The 17,794-nt window shown below is 72.6% G+C and carries 21 protein-coding genes and 1 pseudogene; 6 read left to right on the plus strand and 16 right to left on the minus strand.

What is annotated here, in order from left to right; all coding sequences use genetic code 11:
* Nucleotides 1–14: 14 nt before the first annotated feature.
* The 13 genes from ACGH7X_RS36585 to ACGH7X_RS36645 all read right to left on the minus strand — a co-directional run bounded on the left by ACGH7X_RS36585 (nucleotide 15) and on the right by ACGH7X_RS36645 (nucleotide 8,550).
* Nucleotides 15–1,346, minus strand: coding sequence for an ABC transporter substrate-binding protein (locus ACGH7X_RS36585; protein ID WP_399894048.1), 1,332 nt, complete (start codon nucleotides 1,344–1,346; stop codon nucleotides 15–17).
* A 126-nt stretch (nucleotides 1,347–1,472) separates the two neighbouring features.
* Nucleotides 1,473–2,576 (minus strand): substrate-binding domain-containing protein, encoded by a 1,104-nt coding sequence (locus ACGH7X_RS36590; RefSeq protein WP_399894051.1) that lies wholly within the window; start codon nucleotides 2,574–2,576, stop codon nucleotides 1,473–1,475.
* An 81-nt stretch (nucleotides 2,577–2,657) separates the two neighbouring features.
* Nucleotides 2,658–2,951, minus strand: a complete 294-nt coding sequence (locus ACGH7X_RS36595) for a gas vesicle protein K (RefSeq protein ID WP_399894054.1) — start codon at nucleotides 2,949–2,951, stop codon at nucleotides 2,658–2,660.
* The gene (locus ACGH7X_RS36600) at nucleotides 2,948–3,196 is read right to left on the minus strand and encodes a gas vesicle protein (protein ID WP_399894057.1); all 249 of its coding nucleotides are present in this window, start codon (nucleotides 3,194–3,196) and stop codon (nucleotides 2,948–2,950) included. The genes ACGH7X_RS36595 and ACGH7X_RS36600 overlap by 4 nt, the downstream gene beginning before the upstream one ends.
* A complete protein-coding gene (locus ACGH7X_RS36605; protein ID WP_399894060.1) occupies nucleotides 3,193–4,050 on the minus strand; it encodes a GvpL/GvpF family gas vesicle protein in 858 nt (285 codons plus the stop codon). Before ACGH7X_RS36605 ends, ACGH7X_RS36600 begins: the two co-directional genes overlap by 4 nt.
* Nucleotides 4,047–4,391 (minus strand): gas vesicle protein, encoded by a 345-nt coding sequence (locus tag ACGH7X_RS36610; RefSeq protein WP_399894063.1) that lies wholly within the window; start codon nucleotides 4,389–4,391, stop codon nucleotides 4,047–4,049. The genes ACGH7X_RS36605 and ACGH7X_RS36610 overlap by 4 nt, the downstream gene beginning before the upstream one ends.
* Before the next feature lie 18 nt (nucleotides 4,392–4,409).
* Complete coding sequence (locus tag ACGH7X_RS36615; protein WP_399894065.1) at nucleotides 4,410–5,339, minus strand: SRPBCC family protein; 930 nt, start codon at nucleotides 5,337–5,339, stop codon at nucleotides 4,410–4,412.
* On the minus strand, nucleotides 5,336–5,854 hold the full coding sequence (locus ACGH7X_RS36620; protein WP_399894068.1) for a hypothetical protein: 519 nt from the start codon (nucleotides 5,852–5,854) through the stop codon (nucleotides 5,336–5,338). Before ACGH7X_RS36620 ends, ACGH7X_RS36615 begins: the two co-directional genes overlap by 4 nt.
* Nucleotides 5,851–6,129, minus strand: coding sequence for a gas vesicle protein GvpG (locus tag ACGH7X_RS36625; RefSeq protein ID WP_399894071.1), 279 nt, complete (start codon nucleotides 6,127–6,129; stop codon nucleotides 5,851–5,853). Before ACGH7X_RS36625 ends, ACGH7X_RS36620 begins: the two co-directional genes overlap by 4 nt.
* Nucleotides 6,130–6,133: 4 nt before the next feature.
* Nucleotides 6,134–6,934, minus strand: a complete 801-nt coding sequence (locus ACGH7X_RS36630; RefSeq protein WP_399894073.1) for a GvpL/GvpF family gas vesicle protein — start codon at nucleotides 6,932–6,934, stop codon at nucleotides 6,134–6,136.
* Nucleotides 6,931–7,440 carry a gas vesicle structural protein GvpA gene (locus ACGH7X_RS36635; protein WP_399894076.1) on the minus strand — a complete coding sequence of 170 codons (510 nt, stop codon included), beginning with the start codon at nucleotides 7,438–7,440 and terminating at the stop codon, nucleotides 6,931–6,933. The genes ACGH7X_RS36630 and ACGH7X_RS36635 overlap by 4 nt, the downstream gene beginning before the upstream one ends.
* Nucleotides 7,441–7,476: 36 nt before the next feature.
* Entirely contained in the window at nucleotides 7,477–7,794 is a 318-nt protein-coding gene (locus tag ACGH7X_RS36640; protein WP_399894078.1) for a gas vesicle protein, read from the minus strand.
* A 96-nt stretch (nucleotides 7,795–7,890) separates the two neighbouring features.
* Nucleotides 7,891–8,550, minus strand: a complete 660-nt coding sequence (locus ACGH7X_RS36645; RefSeq protein ID WP_399894081.1) for a class I SAM-dependent methyltransferase — start codon at nucleotides 8,548–8,550, stop codon at nucleotides 7,891–7,893.
* A gap of 243 nt (nucleotides 8,551–8,793) precedes the next feature.
* Here ACGH7X_RS36645 and ACGH7X_RS36650 point away from each other — a divergent pair, with 243 nt between their 5' ends.
* From ACGH7X_RS36650 to ACGH7X_RS36660, 3 genes are all read left to right on the plus strand, one after another.
* Nucleotides 8,794–10,890 carry a DUF1996 domain-containing protein gene (locus tag ACGH7X_RS36650; RefSeq protein WP_399894084.1) on the plus strand — a complete coding sequence of 699 codons (2,097 nt, stop codon included), beginning with the start codon at nucleotides 8,794–8,796 and terminating at the stop codon, nucleotides 10,888–10,890.
* Between the two features lie 244 nt (nucleotides 10,891–11,134).
* Entirely contained in the window at nucleotides 11,135–11,812 is a 678-nt protein-coding gene (locus tag ACGH7X_RS36655) for a lytic polysaccharide monooxygenase (protein ID WP_399894087.1), read from the plus strand.
* Nucleotides 11,813–11,931: 119 nt separating this feature from the next.
* Entirely contained in the window at nucleotides 11,932–13,647 is a 1,716-nt protein-coding gene (locus ACGH7X_RS36660) for a hypothetical protein (protein WP_399894090.1), read from the plus strand.
* Between the two features lie 38 nt (nucleotides 13,648–13,685).
* On the opposite strand, the gene ACGH7X_RS36665 is transcribed toward ACGH7X_RS36660, so the two are convergent.
* Entirely contained in the window at nucleotides 13,686–14,261 is a 576-nt protein-coding gene (locus ACGH7X_RS36665) for a TerD family protein (RefSeq protein ID WP_381569813.1), read from the minus strand.
* A gap of 98 nt (nucleotides 14,262–14,359) precedes the next feature.
* Between ACGH7X_RS36665 and ACGH7X_RS36670 the strand changes: the two genes are divergently transcribed.
* The 3 genes from ACGH7X_RS36670 (at nucleotide 14,360) to ACGH7X_RS36680 (ending at nucleotide 16,715) form a co-directional block, all read left to right on the plus strand.
* Nucleotides 14,360–14,788 (plus strand): BlaI/MecI/CopY family transcriptional regulator, encoded by a 429-nt coding sequence (locus ACGH7X_RS36670; RefSeq protein WP_399894093.1) that lies wholly within the window; start codon nucleotides 14,360–14,362, stop codon nucleotides 14,786–14,788.
* A 6-nt stretch (nucleotides 14,789–14,794) separates the two neighbouring features.
* Complete coding sequence (locus ACGH7X_RS36675) at nucleotides 14,795–15,727, plus strand: M56 family metallopeptidase (protein WP_399894096.1); 933 nt, start codon at nucleotides 14,795–14,797, stop codon at nucleotides 15,725–15,727.
* Between the two features lie 328 nt (nucleotides 15,728–16,055).
* Nucleotides 16,056–16,715: a fasciclin domain-containing protein gene (locus ACGH7X_RS36680; RefSeq protein WP_399894099.1), complete on the plus strand. Its 660-nt coding sequence runs from the start codon at nucleotides 16,056–16,058 to the stop codon at nucleotides 16,713–16,715.
* Between the two features lie 90 nt (nucleotides 16,716–16,805).
* On the opposite strand, the gene ACGH7X_RS36685 is transcribed toward ACGH7X_RS36680, so the two are convergent.
* A complete protein-coding gene (locus tag ACGH7X_RS36685; protein ID WP_399894102.1) occupies nucleotides 16,806–17,261 on the minus strand; it encodes a flavodoxin family protein in 456 nt (151 codons plus the stop codon).
* Between the two features lie 46 nt (nucleotides 17,262–17,307).
* A pseudogene (locus ACGH7X_RS36690) lies at nucleotides 17,308–17,646 on the minus strand (ATP-binding cassette domain-containing protein); the annotation flags it as partial.
* Between the last annotated feature and the right edge of the window lie 148 nt (nucleotides 17,647–17,794).

Raw genomic sequence — 17,794 nt, forward strand, 5'->3', positions numbered from 1 at the left:
TGCCTTTCGTCGGCTCAGGTGCTGTGCTGGGTGGTGGACAGGCCCAGGGCCTTGAGGTCGGGCATGGTGCCCTCCTGGGCGGTGCGCAGCGACTCGACGAGACTGCCCTGGCCACCGCTGACGCGGGCGAAGGAGTCCTGCATGACCTTCTGGGTGGCGCTCATCCGCGGGCCCCACAGCCACTGGTCGCCGATCTTCTCGGCCTCCTTCTCGAACAGGGTGTAGATGTCCTGTCCGCCGTAGTACGACCGGTCGAAGGCGTCGCGGCCCACGGAGACCAGGCCGGGTGCGGCCGGGTACTGGCTGCTGGCGCCGCTGGAGAGCCGGGCGCGCAGAGCGTCGGGGTGGGAGACCTGCCACTCGATGAACTCCATGGCGGCCTCGGGGTGCCTGCTGTCCTCGGTGACCGCGAAGGTCGAGCCGCCGTGCGTGCCGGTCGAGGGGCTGCCGGTGTCCCACTGCGGCAGCGGCGCGATCCGCCACTGGCCCTTCTGCCCGGGCCGCGCGTTCATCTGCGCGCCGGCGTCCCAGGCCCCGCTGAGCCGGGTGAGGACCAGGCCGTTGCCGATCTGCGCGTCGGACTGCCTGCTCTCCACGGCGTTCATGAAGACGTCGTCCCGGTCGATGAGGCCCTGCCAGTAGTCCGCGACCCGCCGGGAGGGGGCGTCGGCGAAGGAGACGTTCCAGGCACCCTTCGAGGTGTCGAACCACTGGGCGCCCGCCTGCCAGGCGTAGCAGGCGAACTGCGTCATCCCGTCGGTGGGGAAGAGCACCAGTCGGCGGCCCGGCGCCTTGCGGCGCACGGTCGCGGCCTGTTCGGCGAACTCGTCCCAGGTGCGGGCGACTTCGAGCCCGTGGTGGTCGAACAGGTCGGCGCGGTAGTGCATCACCATCGGCTCGACGTCCAGCGGTACGGCGAACACCCGGCGCTCGAAGGTGGTCAGGCCGAGCGCCTGCGGCAGCAGCTTGCGGCGCAGGCCGTCGCTCACCAGGTCGGTGACGTCCCGGGCGACGCCGTCGATGGCGAACCCCGGCACCTGCGGATACTCGAGGGTGGCGACGTCCGGCGCGTTGCCGGCCCGGGCGGCGTTGCTGAGCTTGGCGTAGCCGCCCTGCCCGCCGGAGGGGATCTGCTGGAACTCGACCTGGATGCTGCGGTGCGTGCGGTTGAACGCGTCGACCACCTCCTGGCTGCCGCGCAGGGCGGACCAGAAGGTGATGCGTGTGGTGGTTCCGGTGCGGGCCGACGACGCGCCGTCCCCTCCGCTGCAGGCGCTCACGGCTCCTGTCAGGGGTAGGGCGGCCATCGCGGCGAGCACGGAACGACGGCTGGGTCGTCCGGGCATGGCGCCTCCCGCGGCTCCTGCGGGTCCGCACGGGTGCGGACACGACTGTTCGGGACACGGGAATCCTGAACGCCCTGACTCAAACGGTCAATAGATCGATCAGAAGAAAATGAAACGCTCAAACGCTCATTCGTCGAGTGGTTCGGCCAGGCGGTCCGTCGAACCCCGCACCATCAGCCGCGGCAGCAGCTCGACACGCCGGCCCGGCCGGCTGCCGGGCGCCTCGGCCAGCCGCTGGAGCAGCAACTCCGCCGCCGCGTGCCCGACCTCCGCCTTCGGCGGCGACACCGCCGTCAGCGGAGGCGAACCCAGCCCGGCCACGACGTCGTCGTACGCCACGACCGAGCAGTCCTGCGGCACCCGTACCCCGTCCTCCGCCAGCCGCTGCACCACCATCAGCGCGTCCACGTCGCCGTGCAGCACCATCGCGGTCGCGCCCACCTTGCGCATCAGCGCCGGCAACTCGGCCCTCTCGTCGGCCGAGTACGGCCCGTCGGCCCCGGCCTCCGGCGCGATCAGCGTCCACGCCCACTGCTCCACCAGGGGATGCGCCCCGGCCGTCTCTGCGAAGGCGGCCCGCAGCGAGCGTGCCGTGGGGCTGTCGTGGCGGGTGGCGAACACCATGCGCCGGTGGCCGAGGCCCACCAGGTGCTCCACCGCCAGATGCGCGCCGTACCAGTGGTCCGAGCAGACCGAGTCCAGGGCGTGCAGCGCGCTGCCGCGCCACGGGCGGCGCTCCATCAGCACCGTCGGCACCCCGATCCCGGCCAGCCACTCGTGGTCCGCCTCCTCGTCGGCCCGGCCGCGCCAGCGCGGGGCGATCAGCAGCCCGTCCGCGCCGTCCGCCAGCGCCCGCTCCACCAACGGGCGTTCGGCACCGGAGGCCTGGGGCGACAGGTGCAGGGCCATGCGCACCCCGGCCCGTTCCAGGACCGTGCGTGCCCCGTGCAGGGTCTCGTTGAGGTACGAGTGCCGTACGGGCACGACCACGGCCACCCGGTCCCCGGCCGCCGAAGTCGCGTCGACGTTCGTCTCCTGGGCCGGCACCGTCGACCGTACGACCCCGTGGCCGCGGCGCAGCCTGCCCTCCCGCGTCAGCTCCTCGACGTCCCGGCGCACCGTCACGACGGAGACCTGCAACTCGTCGGCGAGGTCACGCACCCGCGCGGTACCGCGCGCCTGGACCGCCGCCAGTATCCGCTGGCGCCTGAGATCGACCGGCTCCCGCATCAGGTCTCCCCACCCGTGAATGTTCGTTTGAGCGATTCGGTGTCATCATAACGATCGCTCGTGCGGGTGTCCGGGGTTCCCCTACGGCTCGGGGTCCGCGAGGAGTGGGCCCAGCGGGCCCAGGTCGAGGTTCAGGTCGGAGCGGCTCAGGCCGTGCTGCGCGCACAGGTCGTCCATGCGCTCGTCGAGGAGCATGAGCGCCGTGCCGAGCCGGTCCTCCTGCCGGGTGCTCAGCGTGCCCTCGTCGAAGCGGCGCACGGCCTGGCGCTCCATGAGCTGGCGCAGCAGCTCCACGACGGTGAGGACCAGGGCGGCCAGGTCGTTCGTGACCCGCTCGGGGTCCAGGTCGAGGGCATGGGCCCGGGGCGCGGTCACAGCGGTCCACTGTCCGGCCAGGGAGCGGGCACCCGCTCGTTCACCGAGGACAGCAGCGCGTGCAGGGAGATCCGCACCAGCGGCACGTCCGCGATGGCCAGGACCAGATCGCCGCTGACCACGACGCCGGTCGCCAGCACCCGGTCCAGCAGGTCGACCAGGGGCACCCCGATCGGTGCGTACGGCTCCGGTCCGCCCCAGGGCACGGGTGCCGGACCGGGCTTACGGGCGTCCGCGACGGTCATGAACGGACCTCCTGGTCCGGGCCGGCCCGCGGGTCGGGTTCCTCGTCCCAGCGGGCGAAGGAGTACGGGATCCACGGGCCCGAGGCGTCGACCCGCACGGAAGGGTGCAGGCCGTCGGCGGTGAGCCGGGCGAGGGCGCGGGTGAAATCGGTGCGCCGCGCGTTCTCCACCAGGTAGGCGACGTTGAGCAGCTGCGGGGCACGGCGGCCCGTCAGCCGCTCGCTCTGCGGGCGGTGCCGCGTCGCGGCGACGGCGTGGCTCCGCAGCTCCGCGTCGACGGCCTCCGCCTCGGCCAGGGCCTTCCCGTGCGCGTGCTGCCGGTCGCGGCGCCGTGCGCTGGCCCGGCTGAGATAGGCACGTCCACCGGCGCCGGTGGCGGTCTCGGTGGCGGTCTCGGTATCCGCGGGGGTGTCCGGCGAGGGGTCGGCGGCGTGCACCTTCACCGCCCATTCCGTACGGTCCCGCAGGCGCTCGAGCAGCGTGTCCAGCACCTGCTGCCGGGCGGCGACGGCCCGAGCGGCGGTCAGGTCGCCCCGGTACAGCGTCGCCATCGGCAGCGGCACCACGGGACCCCGGCCGGCCGCGGCCTCGACGCCCCGGTGATGGGCGCGCGCGCAGCGTTCCAGGTCGTCGGGCCGGTTGAGGCGCTCCGTCAGCGCCTCCTCGTCGAACAACGCCGCGGGGACGTCCTGGACGACCAGGCACAGGCCGCGGCCCGCGCTCATTACGCGCAGCGGCCCGCCCTCCTCGTGCCCCGTCGCCGCGGCCAGCACCGCGGGGCCCGGCGGGGTGCGGGTGACGGCGAAGGCACAGACGACGCCGGGGGCCGCCGGTGCGCCGGCGTGCGTACTCATCGCACGGCTCCCGTCGGCTCCTCGGCGGCCCCCTCCAGGGCGTCGAGGCGCTCCCGCAACCGCGCGTTCTCCTCGGCGAGCGCGTCCCGCGCGGCCCGGGACGACAACGCGGGATCGGTCTCCCACCAGTCGATGCCCGCCTTCTTCGCGGTGTCCACCGAGGCGATGAACAGCCGCAGCCGGATCGTGAGCAGCTCGATGTCGAGCAGGTCGATCTTGATGTCGCCGGCGATGACGATGCCCTTGTCGAGGACCCGTTCGAGGAGGTCGGCGAGGCTGCCGGTGGCAGGTGCGTAGGGCTCCGTCTCCGGGCCCGCGTACCGGTGGTCGAGGTCCGTCACCTCGCGCTCCCCGCGGTGTCAGCGGTGAGGGCGGGCGCGATCGTCGTCCTCATACGCCTCCTCCTCGTCTTCTTCGTCGTACTCACCGTCCTCGTCGTACTCACCGTCCTCGTACTCGTCCTCCGCGTCCTCCGCCTCGTCCTCGTCTTCCTCGTCGGCGTCGTCGGCGTGCTCCTCTTCCTCCAGCGCCTCCTCGTGGCTCTTGACGACCTCGCCGTCGCGGATCTCGCCGCGCCAGCCCTCGATCTCCTCCTCGTCGCCCACCAGGGTCACGTGCCGCGCGAAGTGCTTGAGGTCCAGGCGCAGTCGGCGGCCCTGCGCCCGCCAGAGGTTGCCGGTCTTCTCGAAGAAGCCCGCCGGGTAGTACTCGACGACCACGACCACCCGGGTCAGCCGGGGCGCCAGTTCGTGGAAACTGACCACCCCGCGGGTGCTGCCCTTGGCGCCCTCGGACGTCCAGACGATCCGCTCGTCCGGGACCTGCTCCTCCACGGTCGCCTTCCAGCTCCGGCTGGAGGGACCGACCTTGACGTTCCAGTTCGAGGTCACCTCGTCCTCGGCGTTGACGCTGCGGACGCCCTTGGTGAAGTCGCTGAATTCCTGGAGCTGGGTCCACTGGTCGTAGACGGTGCGCAGGGGGACGCCGATGTCGACGATCTCCATGATGTGCGTCGCCTTGACGCTGCCACCGCCGCTCTTGGAACTGCCGCCGCTCTTGGAGCCGCCGTCGCCCTTGGAGCCGCCGTTGCCGGAACCGCCGTTCTTGGAACCGCCGCCGTCGGAGCCTCCGCCGCCGGCCGACGTGGTCAGGCTTTCCGTCAGGCCCCCGATGCGCTTGCCCGCCTTGCCGACGAGGCTGTGGCCCGTGGCGGACAGGTACCCGCCGAGAGCGTCCTTGAGGTCGCCGAAGGGGGACGGCGCGCCCTTGTCCTGCCCCTCGGGGGTCATCCGCGCCCACCTCCGAGCCTGGCCGGGGCCGTGGCCTTCTTCGCGGGCACGGTCTTCTTCGCGGCGCGCTTCGCCGGCCTCTTCGCGGTCTTCTTGGCCGGACGGTGGGGCGGTGCGGGGGCGGGCCCGCGGGCTTCCTCCCGGTCCTCCTCGTCGCCGGCGCCTTCCTCCCGGGCCTCGTCGTCCGCGTCGTCCCGCAGGCTCTCCCCGGTGAGCGCCTCGGTGCGGTCGCGGAGGGTGTCCGCGAGGCCGGTGAGCCGGCGGTTCGCGGCGGCGGTGACGGCCGCGCGTCCGGCGGTCAGCAGCTCGCCGCGCACCTGCTCGGTCAGTTCCCGTACCTGCGGCATCCGCTGCAGGTCGCCCAGACCCTGGGACAGCACCTGGCCGGGAGACAGGCCGATGCGGCGCCCCGCGAGGTAGGAGCCGACCGCGAAGGCCAGCTTGGCCTTCTTCGTGCGCCCCAGGAGATATCCGCCCGCCACGGCGGCCGCCAGGGCCGCCTTGCTGTCGTTCATACGTGTCTTCTCCGTACTCGATCCGTGGTTGTCGTCCGGCCGGCGGGCCGGGCCGGGCGTTCGAGGAGGGTGAGCAGACGCTCCTCCTCCCGTTCGAAGGCCGCCTCGTCGATGGCGCCCTCGTCGAGGGCCCGGTTGAGTGCGGCCAGTCGCGCCTGGACGGCGCGTGGGTCGTGGACCTGACGCCGGGCCTCCTGGAGCAGGTGGTCGGCGATCCACGCCGTGCCGCGCACCGGTGCGAGGGGCAGCAGGAGGAGACCGCTCACGATGCCCACGCGCTCACCCGCCGGCCGGCGCGGGGCGCGGGTCGACGAAGCTGTAGCACGGCAGGGGCCCGGTCACGCTGAGCGCCAGCCGGTCCCCGCAGGCTCGTGCCCGGGCGGCCACCGCCTCCCGGAACCGCGTCTCGTCCGCCGAGCGCAGCAGGAACGACGCGCTGAGCACCTGCTCGTCGTCCGTCGCGCCCTGGACCGTACGCACGGCGAGCGGGGCCAGGTGGTCGACGACCTCGCGGGCCGCGCGCCGCGCCTCGCGGCGCACACCGAGGGCGATCGCCTCACCCAGCCGCACGTTGGCCTCGTAGTCCGGCCGGCGTCGGGTGCGCAGGGCCAGGGTCCGCAGATTGTCGTCCCGGCGGACCAGGTCGGCGAAGTGGCCGGGCACCACCGTGCCCTTGACGTTCAGTTCCACGCATCCACGTACGCCGTTCAGCTGCCCCGTCAAGTGGGCGGCATCCGCGCGCAGTTGGTCGGTCAGGATGTCGGTCCGGGGGCTGAGGACCGCGAACCGCATGGGCAGCAGGGGTCCCTGGGCCGCCAGTTCGTCCAGGACGGCCTGGTGGGCCAGCAGGTCACGGCGCCGGGGCCGCAGCCGTGGCGGCGCGGCCGACACCGCGGCGCACAGCCCGGACTCGGTCAGCAGCCGTACCGGGGCGCCGTCGACGCCGGGGGAGCGGGGTGTGCGGACCCCGGCGGGGGTGATGCCGTAGACGTACAGGGCCTTCTGGACGGAGGTGGTGCCGATGCCGGTGCCGGTGCCGGTGCCGGTGGTGGCGGTGGTGGTGGTGACGGGCGCGGTCATTCGTCCTCCGTCTCAGTGCGCCTGCGGGGGCGGGAGCGAGGGCGGTCGCGGTCGTCCTCGTCGCGGAGGCGTGCGGCCGACCGGCCGCGGGGTCGCTGGGCGCTCCTGCCGCGCTCCGGGCGCTCGGGGGGAAGGGGTTCTTCCTCCTCCTCCGCCTCCTGCTCGGGTGTGAGGATGCCGCGGACCTTGTCGGTCAGGGAGCGCGCGGTCCGCTTGGCGCCCGCCCTGCCCACGCTCTTGGCGACCGGACCGCCGAACAGCTCGGGAACGGTCTTGGAGCGCGCGTCGTGCTCGAGGTCCAGGCGGTTGCAGGCCTCGGCGAACCGCAGATACGTGTCGACGCTCGCGACCACGATGCGTGCGTCCACCTTGAGGATCTCGATGCCGACGAGGGAGACGCGCACGAAGACGTCGATCACCATGCCGCGGTCGAGGATGAGTTCGAGGACGTCGTAGAGGGTTCCGGCGCGAGGCGCGCAGACGACCTCGTCGTCGTAGGTGATCATGCGGTGGTCCTTCCGGGTGCGGGCCTCACGGTCCGCTCACTGGTCCTGGGCACCGCGTCGGTAGCGCGCGATCCTGCGGTACTGGATCAGGTCGCCCGCCTGGTCCAGCTCGACCTCGTAGGTGGCCAGCAGACTGGTGGTGTCGGGGATGCGGGCCACCTCCAGCACGTCCACGTTGACGATCCAGCCGTCGTTCTCGCTCCGGCACACCGCGGAGACCCCCTCCAGGTGGTGCAGGATCAGCTCGGACAGGGCGTCAGCGGCACGCCGTGCGGCGTCCTGAGCACCCTGCACGGCACGCTCGCGCGTGATCGTGGACGTCGTGCGGCGCCGTCGCTCGCCAGGTTCTGTCATGCTGCCCACTCTGACCGCGGGGTCCCGGTCCTCGCGTGCGCAGTTACCCCATCCGGGGGGGGCGCTTCGGGCGTACACCGCCCGAGGGGAGGTGGGTCAGGCGTGCGGCGCGGTGGTGGACCGGCGCCGGCAGTGCAGGAAGAGGTGCGGCTCCGGCCGGGCGTCCGGGTGGGCCGGGGTGAACATCGTCGCCTCCTGCGCCAGCACCTCCAGGCCGGTCTCCTCGGCCAGGGCGACGAGCTCCTGCGCGGGGAAGCTGGTCACGCGCACCGGCTGACCCATGAAGGTGGCGTCGACGCCCTCCACGTCCAGCGGCACGGTGGCCAGGACCAGGTAGCCCTCCGGCTTCAGCAACCGCGCCAGACGCCGTACGAGATCCGTCTGCTCCCGCCGGTCCAGCTGGAGCAGCGAGAAGTACACGCAGACGGCGTCGAACGAGGCCTCCGCGAGCGGCACGTCCCGGATGTCGGCGCACTGGAAGTCGGCGGCCGGCACCTGCCGGGCGGCCAGCTCCACCATGACGGGGGAGATGTCGACGCCCAGCACCTGGTGCCCGGCGGCCGCGAGGGCCTCGGCGGTGGGCCGGCCCGTGCCGCTGCCCACGTCCAGCACCCGGCTGCCCGGCGCGAGCCGCGCGAGCAGCCACTCCAGTGAACGGCGGTGCGTCTTCGACCCGGCGAACGCCTTCTCGTAGTCGGCGCCCAGCGCGTCGAACGCGGCGGCGGCCTCCGGCCGGTGCTGGTCGTCCTCGGTCACGGCGGTCCCTTCGTGCGGTGAGCCGGTGCCGTGGTCATCGTTCCACCGGGAGCGAGCGGCCGACAAGGGGCCCTTCGGGCGAGCGGACCCGCAAGGCAAGCGGCGACCCGACCCGGCTGATCCTGCGTCCGCCAGGTGAGGGATCGCTGAGAATTCCTGAGGCGTTTGAACACTCCGGCCCCCGGTTCCGTATGGAGCCGGGGGCATTTCATGTCCGAGTCCGTCACGACACAGGAGCACGCCTTGGGACACAACAGGCGCAGACGCCCGACCGGGGCGCGGCGCGCGACCTTCGGAGCGGTCGCGCTGATACTGGGGGGCAGCGGTCTGGTGGCCGTGAACGTCTTTGCCTCCGCGACCGAATCCGGCAACGATGCCGTCCCCCTGGGCAGTTCCGGAGTCGCGGCCACCGTCGACTGCCCCGATCTGACCGAGCGGCTCACGGCCGTTCCGGAGCAGGCGCGACCGGAAGTCGACACCGAACTCGCCCAGCTCGACGAGCAGATCGCCGCCGCCTACCGCCAACTCCAGGAAGCGGCCCGCACCGCGGACGACGGCACCCTCGACGAGGGCGCCGTCCTCGACCCGCTGCGCAAGGACCGGGCGGGCACGATCGAGCGCATCGCCGCCGCCATCGACAAGGTCGGTGACCGCCCCGAGGGTCTGGACACGCTGGCGCAGTGCACGCTGCGCCGCACCGAGATCGCGACGGCGGACGCGGCAAGCGGCAGCCCGGACCAGCAAAAGGGGCAGCAGGACGGCCAGGGCGAAGAAGCCGGCGACGGCGGGAACGGCGACGACGCCGGGAACGACGGGCAGAACGGTGACGGGCAGCAGCAGCCGGGCAACGGCGGACAGGCCGGCAACGGGCCCGTGGCGGCGGACTACGTCGACATCAAGTCCGTCCAGCCCAACGTGGTCCAGGCGGCCCGGCAGAAGAAGGCCTCGACCGGCTCCTTCGTCACCAGCTGCGGCGTCAACGCCGAGGGCCTGTTCAACTCGGACAACCTGATCGCCGCCCCCGGCGTCAGCAACGGCGCGCACCACTTCCACGACTACGTCGGCAACCAGGACAACGACGCCTTCGCCAGCGACGAGGACCTGGCCGCCGCCGGCACGAGCTGCGCGGACCAGGGCGACAAGTCCTCGTACTACTGGCCCGTGCTCCGGCTGCAGAACGGCACGGTCGAACAGGATGCCCAGGCGCCCGGCGGCGGCATCGAGGGCAACGCCGGCGAGATCGTCACACCGGCCGAGGTGACGCTGACGTTCGAGGGCAACGAACGCGCCAAGGTCACCGAGATGCCGCGGCTGCTGCGCATCATCACCGGCGACGCGAAGGCGTTCGTCAACGGCAACACCAACGCGAACGCCTCCTGGAGCTGCACCGGTTTCGAGGACCGGCAGCTGAAGGACAAGTACCCGCTCTGCCCCTCGGGCAGCGACGTGGTGCGCACCTTCACCTTCCAGAGCTGCTGGGACGGCCGCAACATCGACAGCGCCAACCACCGCACCCACATGGCCTTCGCAGCCGCCGACGGCAGCTGCCCGGAGGGGTTCGGGCCCATTCCCCGACTTGTGCAGCGGGTCGTGTACGACGTGGAGGCGCCCAGTCTCCAGGACGGAGGGACGACCGTTCCGCTGTTCGCCGTCGACTCCTTCCCGGAGCAGTTGCACAAGCCGGTCACGGACCACAGCGACTTCATCAACGTCTTCGACGAGGACCTGATGCGGGACATGGTCGACTGCATCAACTCCGGCCGCGAGTGCGGTCCCGACGCGCCCCCGGGATCGGAGCCGGGTCAGGGCGAGGACCCGCAGGAGCAGCCGTCCGAGGACCCCGGCGCGTCCGAGGCGCCGGACGACGGCAAGGGCGAGGAGCAGCCGGGCGGCAACGGCGACGGCGACGGTCAGACCGCCGAGCCCCCGGCCGAGCAGACCGCCACGGCCTCGGCACCCGCGGACAACGGCCAGGACGACCAGGCCGGCGGAAAGGACGACGGGCAGGCCGGCGGAAAGGACGACCAGGACGACGGGCAGGCCGCCGGTCAGAACGACGGGCAGGACGCCGACGCCTCCGCCAGCGCCGAGCCCAGGGCCGCGACGACGCCCGCCGACGCCCCGGACGACGTGAGCAGCGCCGTGGCCGCACCCCGGGCGACCGGGAACACCGGTGACGGCGGCAACGGCGGCGGCGCCGGGTCGGCGCCCGGACCGCAGGCGCAGGGCGGGCTCGCCGAGACGGGTTCCGGACTCGGTCTGTGGCCCGCGGCGCTCGGCGGCGTCCTCTTCGCCGGCGGCTGCGTGCTGCTGATCCGTTCCAGGCGGCGCGCGCTGTGACACCGGCATGACGAGGGGCGGGCGGGATGGTTCCCCGCCCGCCCCTCGTGTCGAAGTGTCGCAGTGTCGAACGTGTCGAACACGCCAACGCGGGGCGGGAACTGGCTCATTCGAATGTTGCCAATCCGCTCACCCGGGCGCAGCCTGGTCTCCGACGGGACCTTGGGAGCGCTCCCACTGGCAGCCCCACCCGCACCCCGGGTCCCTCGCTCCGTGTTGTCCCCCCACGTGAAAGAAGGACGTCATGACTTGTCATGATCACCTCAAAGTCAGGAGAGCTCGACGAGTGGCGACCCTCGCCCTGAGCACCCTGACCGCGGTCCTGCTCACCCTGATCCCCTGGAGCGGCACCGCCGTCGCCCACGGCTCGGTCGTCGACCCCGCGTCCCGCAACTACGGCTGCTGGGAGCGCTGGGGAGACGACTTCCAGAACCCGGCCATGGCCGACCAGGACCCCATGTGCTGGCAGGCATGGCAGGACGACCCCAACGCCATGTGGAACTGGAACGGCCTCTACCGCAACGGCTCCGCCGGCGACTTCCAGGCCGTCGTCCCCGACGGTCAGCTCTGCAGCGGCGGCCGGACCGAGAGCGGACGCTACAACTCGCTCGACACCGTGGGCGCGTGGCAGACCACGGACATCACCGACGACTTCACCGTCAAGCTCTACGACCAGGCCAGCCACGGAGCCGACTACTTCCTGGTCTACGTCACCCGGCAGGGCTTCGACCCCGCCACGCAGGCCCTGACCTGGGGTGACCTCCAGCAGGTCGCGCGCACCGGCAGCTACGGGCCCAGCCAGAACTACGAGATCCCGGTGAGTACCTCGGGCCTGAGCGGCCGGCACGTCGTCTACACGATCTGGCAGGCCTCGCACATGGACCAGACGTACTTCCTGTGCAGCGACGTCGACTTCGGCTGACCCGCGCCACCCCGTCCCCCCACCCCCGCCGGGCGCGCCGCGTCCGGCGGGGACACCGGCCGGTGCGACCGGCCGCCGAAGTGCTCCGCGACCGTCCCGGGTGCGGTATACGTCCCTTCATGGACTACTACGACCTGGACTACTACGACCTGGGCAGCCACGGCCGCCCGGTGACGACCTCGTCGCCCGAGGCCCAGCGGTGGTTCGACCGTGGGCTGGTGTGGACGTACGCCTTCCACCACGAGGAGGCCGTCGCGTGCTTCGAGGCCGCCGCCGAGGCGGACCCGGAGTGCGCCATGGCCCACTGGGGCATCGCCCACGCCCTGGGCCCCAACTACAACAAGCCGTGGGAGGCCTTCGGCACCGAGGAGCTGACCCGGACCGTCGACCGCACCCACGCCGCCGTCGAACGCGCCCACGACCTGGCCGGCCGGGCCACCCCCCTCGAGCGCGCCCTGATCGGCGCCCTGCGCGCCCGCTACCCGCAGGCGAGCGCCGTCGAGGACTGCTCGGTGTGGAACACGCCGTACGCCGACAGCATGCGCGGCGTGTACGAACTGGCCCCCGACGACCTGGACGTGGCCACCCTCTACGCCGACGCCCTGATGAACCTGACGCCCTGGCAGCTGTGGGACCTGCGCACGGGACGGCCCGCCGAGGGCGCGCGCACCCTGGCGGCTAAGGAGGTGCTGGACCGGGCCCTGACCGCCGACGGCGGCCGCGACCACCCCGGCGTCCTGCACCTCTACATCCACCTGATGGAGATGTCCCCCACTCCCGAGGCGGCCCTCACGGTCGCCGACCGGCTGCGCGGCCTGGTACCCGACGCCGGGCACCTCCTGCACATGCCGTCCCACCTCGAAGTGCTGTGCGGCGACTACCGCCGCGTGGTGTCGGACAACGACGCCGCGATCGCCGCCGACGAGAAGTACCGCGCGCGGTCGGGGGCGATGAACTTCTACACCCTCTACCGCTCGCACAACCACCACTTCAGGATCTACGGCGCGATGTTCCTGGGGCAGTACGAGGTCGCCCTCGATGCCGCGGCCCGGCTCGAGGCGTCCGTTCCCGAGGAACTGCTGCGGGTGGAGAGCCCGCCGATGGCCGACTGGCTCGAGGCCTTCTCGGCCATGCGGGTGCACGTCCTGATCCGGTTCGGCCGCTGGGCGGACATCCTCGCCCTGCCGCTGCCTGCCGACCCGCGCCTGTACTGCGTGACGACCGCGATGCTGCACTACGCCCGCGGCGTCGCCCTCTCGGCCACCGGCCGGGTCGCGGAGGCGGAGGCGGAACGCGGCCTGTTCCGCGAGGCGGTCGCCCGGGTGCCGGAGTCCCGCACCCTCTTCAACAACACCTGCGCCGACATCCTCGCCATCGCGTCCGCCATGCTCGACGGCGAGCTGGAGTACCGCAGGGGCGACCACGCCGCCGCCTTCGCCGCCCTGGAACGCTCGATCGAGCTGGACGACAACCTTCCCTACGACGAACCCTGGGGCTGGATGCAGCCCACCCGGCACGCCTACGGCGCCCTGCTCCTGGAACAGGGCCGGACCGCCGAGGCCGAGGCCGTCTACCGGGCCGACCTGGGCCTCGACGACACCCTGCCCCGCCCGCTCCAGCACCCGAACAACGTCTGGGCCCTGCACGGACTCCACGAGTGCCTGGTGCGGCTGGGCAGGGCGGCGGAGGCGCGGATCGTGGCACAGCAGTTGAAGCTCGCCGCCGCTCTGGCGGACGTACCGGTGGAGGCGTCCTGCTTCTGCCGCCTCGACACCGCCCCGGCCGCCGCCCCCGTCGCCGGTGGCGGGGCCGGCTGCTGTGCCACGGACCACTGACCCTGCCGGGCCCGGTCCGGCCCCGGCAGGGACGCGGGTCAGACGTTGACGCCGAAGTCCGCGGCGATGCCCGCGAGGCCCGAGGCGTACCCCTGGCCGACCGCCCGGAACTTCCACTCTGCGCCGTGACGGTACAGCTCGCCGAAGACCATCGCGGTCTCGGTCGAGGCGTCCTCGGAGAGGTCGTAGCGGGCGAGTTCCTGGTTGTTCGCCTGGTTGACGACCCGGATGAAGGCGTTGCGGACCTGGCCGAAGCTCTGACCGCGGTTCTCCGCGTCGTGGATGGAGACCGGGAAGACGATCCGGTCCACCTCGGCCGGGACCGCGGCGAGGTTCACCTTGACCGCCTCGTCGTCGCCCTCGCCCTCACCGGTGAGGTTGTCGCCGGTGTGCTCGACCGAGCCGTCCGGGCTGGTGAGGTTGTTGTAGAAGACGAAGTGCCCGTCCGAGAGCACCTTGCCCGCCGCGTCCAGGAGCAGCGCGGAGGCGTCGAGGTCGTAGTCGGTGCCGGTCGTGGTGCGCACGTCCCAGCCCAGACCGACCAGCACGGCGGTCAGCCCGGGCGCCTCCTTGCTGAGCGAGACGTTGCCGCCCTTGGCCAGGGAAACTCCCACTGCGTTCTCCTTCGTCGCGTCTTCTGATCACGTCTTCTGATCACGTCCGTGTGCCTGCCAGCCAATCTACAACACTGTAGAAGAAAGCCTTCTATACGATGTCGCCTCGGAAGGTGATGGGCGGCGGAAGGAGGCGGGCCGTGAGGGATGACCGGCGTCCGCGGCGGCGGGGGCAGGGCGAGCTGGAGGCACTGGTGCTGTCCGGGCTGCGCGAGGCGGACGGACCCGCGACGGCCGGCTGGGTGCAGGAGCGCCTCGGCGGCGACCTCGCCTACACCACGGTGATCACGATCCTGACCCGGCTGCTGGAGAAGGGCGCGGTCAGCCGGGAGCGCGCGGGCCGCTCCTTCGCCTGGACCCCCGCCTCGGACCAGGCGGGACTGGCCGCGCGCAAGATGCGCAAGGTCCTGGACGCCGAGAGCGACCGGGAAGCGGTACTGGCCAGCTTCGTCACCGGCCTCGACCCGGACGACGAGCGGCTGCTGCGCGACCTGCTGGGGCACGCGCGTGCCGCGGAGGACGGCTGACACCGCATGGGGGTCTTCGTCTTCCTGCCCCTGGTCCTGCCGCTCACCGCATGGCCGATCGCCAGGCTGGCCGCACAGCATCTGCACCCGCGGACCGCGACGGGGCTGCTCACCGTCGTCGCCGCCGTGATGGCCCTGTGCAGCACACTGTGCCTGGCCCTGGTGATGGTGGTCGGCACCGCGCAGCTGCCGGGCAATCCACTGCCCGACGCCTGGTCCGACCCCGAGGTGCGGGCGGCGGTGCCCTACGACGAGATCGTCGGCAAGGCGGCGATTCCCGCGCTGTGCCTGGTGGTCGCTGCCTCGGTACGAGCCCTGTGGCGGCACGGCAGGGTGCGCCGCCGCGCCCACCGCGCGCTGGCCGGACTGCCGGGCACCGGGGTGGCCGTACTGCCGGACGACGTGCCGTACGCGTACGCGCTGCCCGGCGGGCGCCGGGACCGCGTCGTGGTCAGTACGGCCCTGCTCGACTGCCTCGAACCGGGCGAACGGCGCGCGCTGTTCGCCCACGAGCGCGCCCATCTCGCCGCCCGGCACCACCGCTTCCTGCTCGCCGTTCGGCTCGCCGCGCTGGCCAACCCGTTCCTGCGCCCCCTGCGCACCGCCGTGTCCTTCACGGCGGAGCGCTGGGCCGACGAGACGGCGGCGCGGGCGGTCGGCGACCGCCGTGCGGTGGCGACCGCGATCGGCAAGGCGGCCCTCGTCTCCCGGGACGCCCCCGTCCCCACCCTCGCCGGCCTGGCCGCGCCCGGCCCGGTACCGCGCCGGGTGGCGGCCCTGCTGGGTCCCGCTCCCGCGGTCCGCACCTGGCCGCCGGTGTTCACCTCGGCGGGCCTGGCGGCGTGGGCCGCGGCGGCCGGAACCGCCGTCTCGGCGATGTCGTCCGCCAACGCCGCCGTCACGATGTTCCTCATCCTCCGGGCCGCGACGCCCTTCTGAGCGGCTTTCACCTCCGGGGAAAACCCCAGGTCACAGGAGTGCTGGCAACCGATCCTCACTCGATCGGGTGATCGGCCAATCCGGAGCCCGACCGGCTCCGGATTCCCCGTGTGAGGGAAGAAGCGAGAACACACCGACAGCGGCCCGCCCGCCGACGGTCCCTGCCGTCCATACGCGCAGGGCGGCTCGACCCCCGCACGCCGGGCTGACCCGGAGCCGGATCCGCCGGTCCGCCCCCACGGGCCGGGACCGCGCACCCGGCCGATCACCACTTCACCGTATTCCGCGCCAACGCAGTCTTCGTGCTGCCCTTTTCCCAGGAGATTCCATGAACGCCCGCATCCGCCGCTCCGCCGTCGCCGTCGTCGCGGCCGCCGTCCTGCCCCTGTCCCTGGCCGCCTGTTCCGACGACGGCGACAGCGGCTCCTCGGACTCCGCCCAGGCCGCCTCCTCGGCGCCCGCGGCCGGCGACGAGCAGTCCTCCGACACCTCCGGCGACATGGCGGGAATGGACGAGCCGTTCGGACCGGCCTGCTCCACGGTGCCGAAGGAGGGCGCCGGTTCCTTCGACGGCATGGCCAAGGACCCGGTCGCCACGGCCGCCTCGAACAACCCGGCCCTGTCCACGCTGGTGACGGCGGTGAAGAAGGCCGGCCTGGTCGACACCCTCAACAACGCCGAGAACATCACCGTGTTCGCGCCCACCAACGACGCCTTCGCCAAGATCCCGAAGGCCGACCTGGACAAGGTCCTGAACGACAAGGCGATGCTCACCGACATCCTGACCTACCACGTCGTGGGCCAGAAGCTCGCCCCCAAGGACCTCGAGAACGGTTCCTTCGACACCCTGCAGAAGTCGAAGCTGACCACTTCGGGCTCCGACGAGTCCTACACGGTCAACGACTCCGCCAAGGTCGTCTGCGGCAACGTGAAGACCGCCAACGCCAACGTCTTCATCATCGACACCGTCCTCATGCCCAAGAGCTGACGCGGGACCGGGCGCGCGGGCCGGGGGAGCGGATCGGGCAGTGGCCCGCCCCCCGGCCGCGCGGTGACGGACGCCCCGGAGCACCCCGCGTCAGTCGCCCATCAGGCCGGCGGCGAGCGCGGCCCCCAGCTCCCAGCAGGCCTCCAGGTCGCCCTTGGCGGGCTCACCGGCCACGTTCACCGCGGGTGCCGCGCGCTGCCAGCCGAGGCCGGTCGTGACCGACTCGATGCCGCGCACCGCGCCGGTGGTGTCGCTGCCGCCGTGCACGTAGTAGCCGAAGGGCCGGCCCCGGGTGCCGTCCAGGCAGGGGTAGTAGACCTGGTCGAAGAAGTGCTTGAGCGCCCCGGACATGTAGCCCAGGTTGGCCGGGGTGCCCAGCAGATACCCGTCGGCCTCCAGCACGTCGACCGCGGTAGCCGCCAGCGCCGCCCGCCGGATCACCCGCACCCCTTCGATCTCGGGAGCGGTCGCCCCGGACACGACGGCTTCCAGCATCGCCTGGCAGTTCGGCGACGGCGTGTGATGCACGATCAGCAAAGTGGCCACCCCCGAAGCCTGCCGCCCGGCACCCTCCGACCGCAAACGACACCTCCTACCCGCTCTCGCCGTGAAGGCGGATCTCCCGGCCCTGCCGGTCTCTCCGCAGCCACCGGTCGTGGCCGGCCACGACGATCGCGCCGGGCCCGCTGCCCGGCGCCTCCTCCAGTTCGTCGCACAGCGCGGGGGAGAGGTGGTTGGTGGGCTCGTCGAGCAGCAGCAACTGGGGCGGGCACGCCACCAGCAGCGCCAGGGCGAGGCGCCGTCGCTGTCCGGCCTAGAGACGGCCGACCGGCAGGCCGAGGTCCGCCTCGTGCAGCAGGCCCGGCGACCGCAGCGGAACCGCCTCGGCCCGCTCCACGCCCAGCGTCCCCTCGTAGGTGTCCCGGACCGACTCGCAGATGTCGTTCATGTGCTTTGCTCCGCTTTTCTCCTCACTTCTGATGCGTTGCCGCGAGTCGCCCGGACGGCTTTCGTGTCGGCGCCCGCAAGCCGGTCCAATCCGCGCGGCCCGCGGCTTCGGATTACCCACGCCAGCGTTG

Origin of the sequence: Streptomyces sp. BBFR51 (assembly GCF_044591655.1) — a bacterium.
In the GTDB taxonomy this organism is placed as follows: domain Bacteria; phylum Actinomycetota; class Actinomycetes; order Streptomycetales; family Streptomycetaceae; genus Streptomyces.

Excerpts from the sequence above, each read along its gene's own strand:
- ACGH7X_RS36640 (WP_399894078.1), bottom strand. The coding sequence starts at position 7,794 with ATGACAGAACCTGGCGAGCGACGGCGCCGCACGACGTCCACGATCACG.
- ACGH7X_RS36675 (WP_399894096.1), top strand. The coding sequence starts at position 14,795 with ATGGGGGTCTTCGTCTTCCTGCCCCTGGTCCTGCCGCTCACCGCATGG.
- ACGH7X_RS36680 (WP_399894099.1), top strand. The coding sequence starts at position 16,056 with ATGAACGCCCGCATCCGCCGCTCCGCCGTCGCCGTCGTCGCGGCCGCC.
- ACGH7X_RS36630 (WP_399894073.1), bottom strand. The coding sequence starts at position 6,934 with ATGACCGCGCCCGTCACCACCACCACCGCCACCACCGGCACCGGCACC.
- ACGH7X_RS36660 (WP_399894090.1), top strand. The coding sequence starts at position 11,932 with ATGGACTACTACGACCTGGACTACTACGACCTGGGCAGCCACGGCCGC.
- ACGH7X_RS36615 (WP_399894065.1), bottom strand. The coding sequence starts at position 5,339 with ATGACCCCCGAGGGGCAGGACAAGGGCGCGCCGTCCCCCTTCGGCGAC.
- ACGH7X_RS36655 (WP_399894087.1), top strand. The coding sequence starts at position 11,135 with ATGACTTGTCATGATCACCTCAAAGTCAGGAGAGCTCGACGAGTGGCG.
- ACGH7X_RS36620 (WP_399894068.1), bottom strand. The coding sequence starts at position 5,854 with ATGAACGACAGCAAGGCGGCCCTGGCGGCCGCCGTGGCGGGCGGATAT.
- ACGH7X_RS36590 (WP_399894051.1), bottom strand. The coding sequence starts at position 2,576 with ATGCGGGAGCCGGTCGATCTCAGGCGCCAGCGGATACTGGCGGCGGTC.
- ACGH7X_RS36585 (WP_399894048.1), bottom strand. The coding sequence starts at position 1,346 with ATGCCCGGACGACCCAGCCGTCGTTCCGTGCTCGCCGCGATGGCCGCC.
- ACGH7X_RS36600 (WP_399894057.1), bottom strand. The coding sequence starts at position 3,196 with ATGACCGTCGCGGACGCCCGTAAGCCCGGTCCGGCACCCGTGCCCTGG.
- ACGH7X_RS36635 (WP_399894076.1), bottom strand. The coding sequence starts at position 7,440 with ATGATCACCTACGACGACGAGGTCGTCTGCGCGCCTCGCGCCGGAACC.
- ACGH7X_RS36670 (WP_399894093.1), top strand. The coding sequence starts at position 14,360 with ATGTCGCCTCGGAAGGTGATGGGCGGCGGAAGGAGGCGGGCCGTGAGG.
- ACGH7X_RS36605 (WP_399894060.1), bottom strand. The coding sequence starts at position 4,050 with ATGAGTACGCACGCCGGCGCACCGGCGGCCCCCGGCGTCGTCTGTGCC.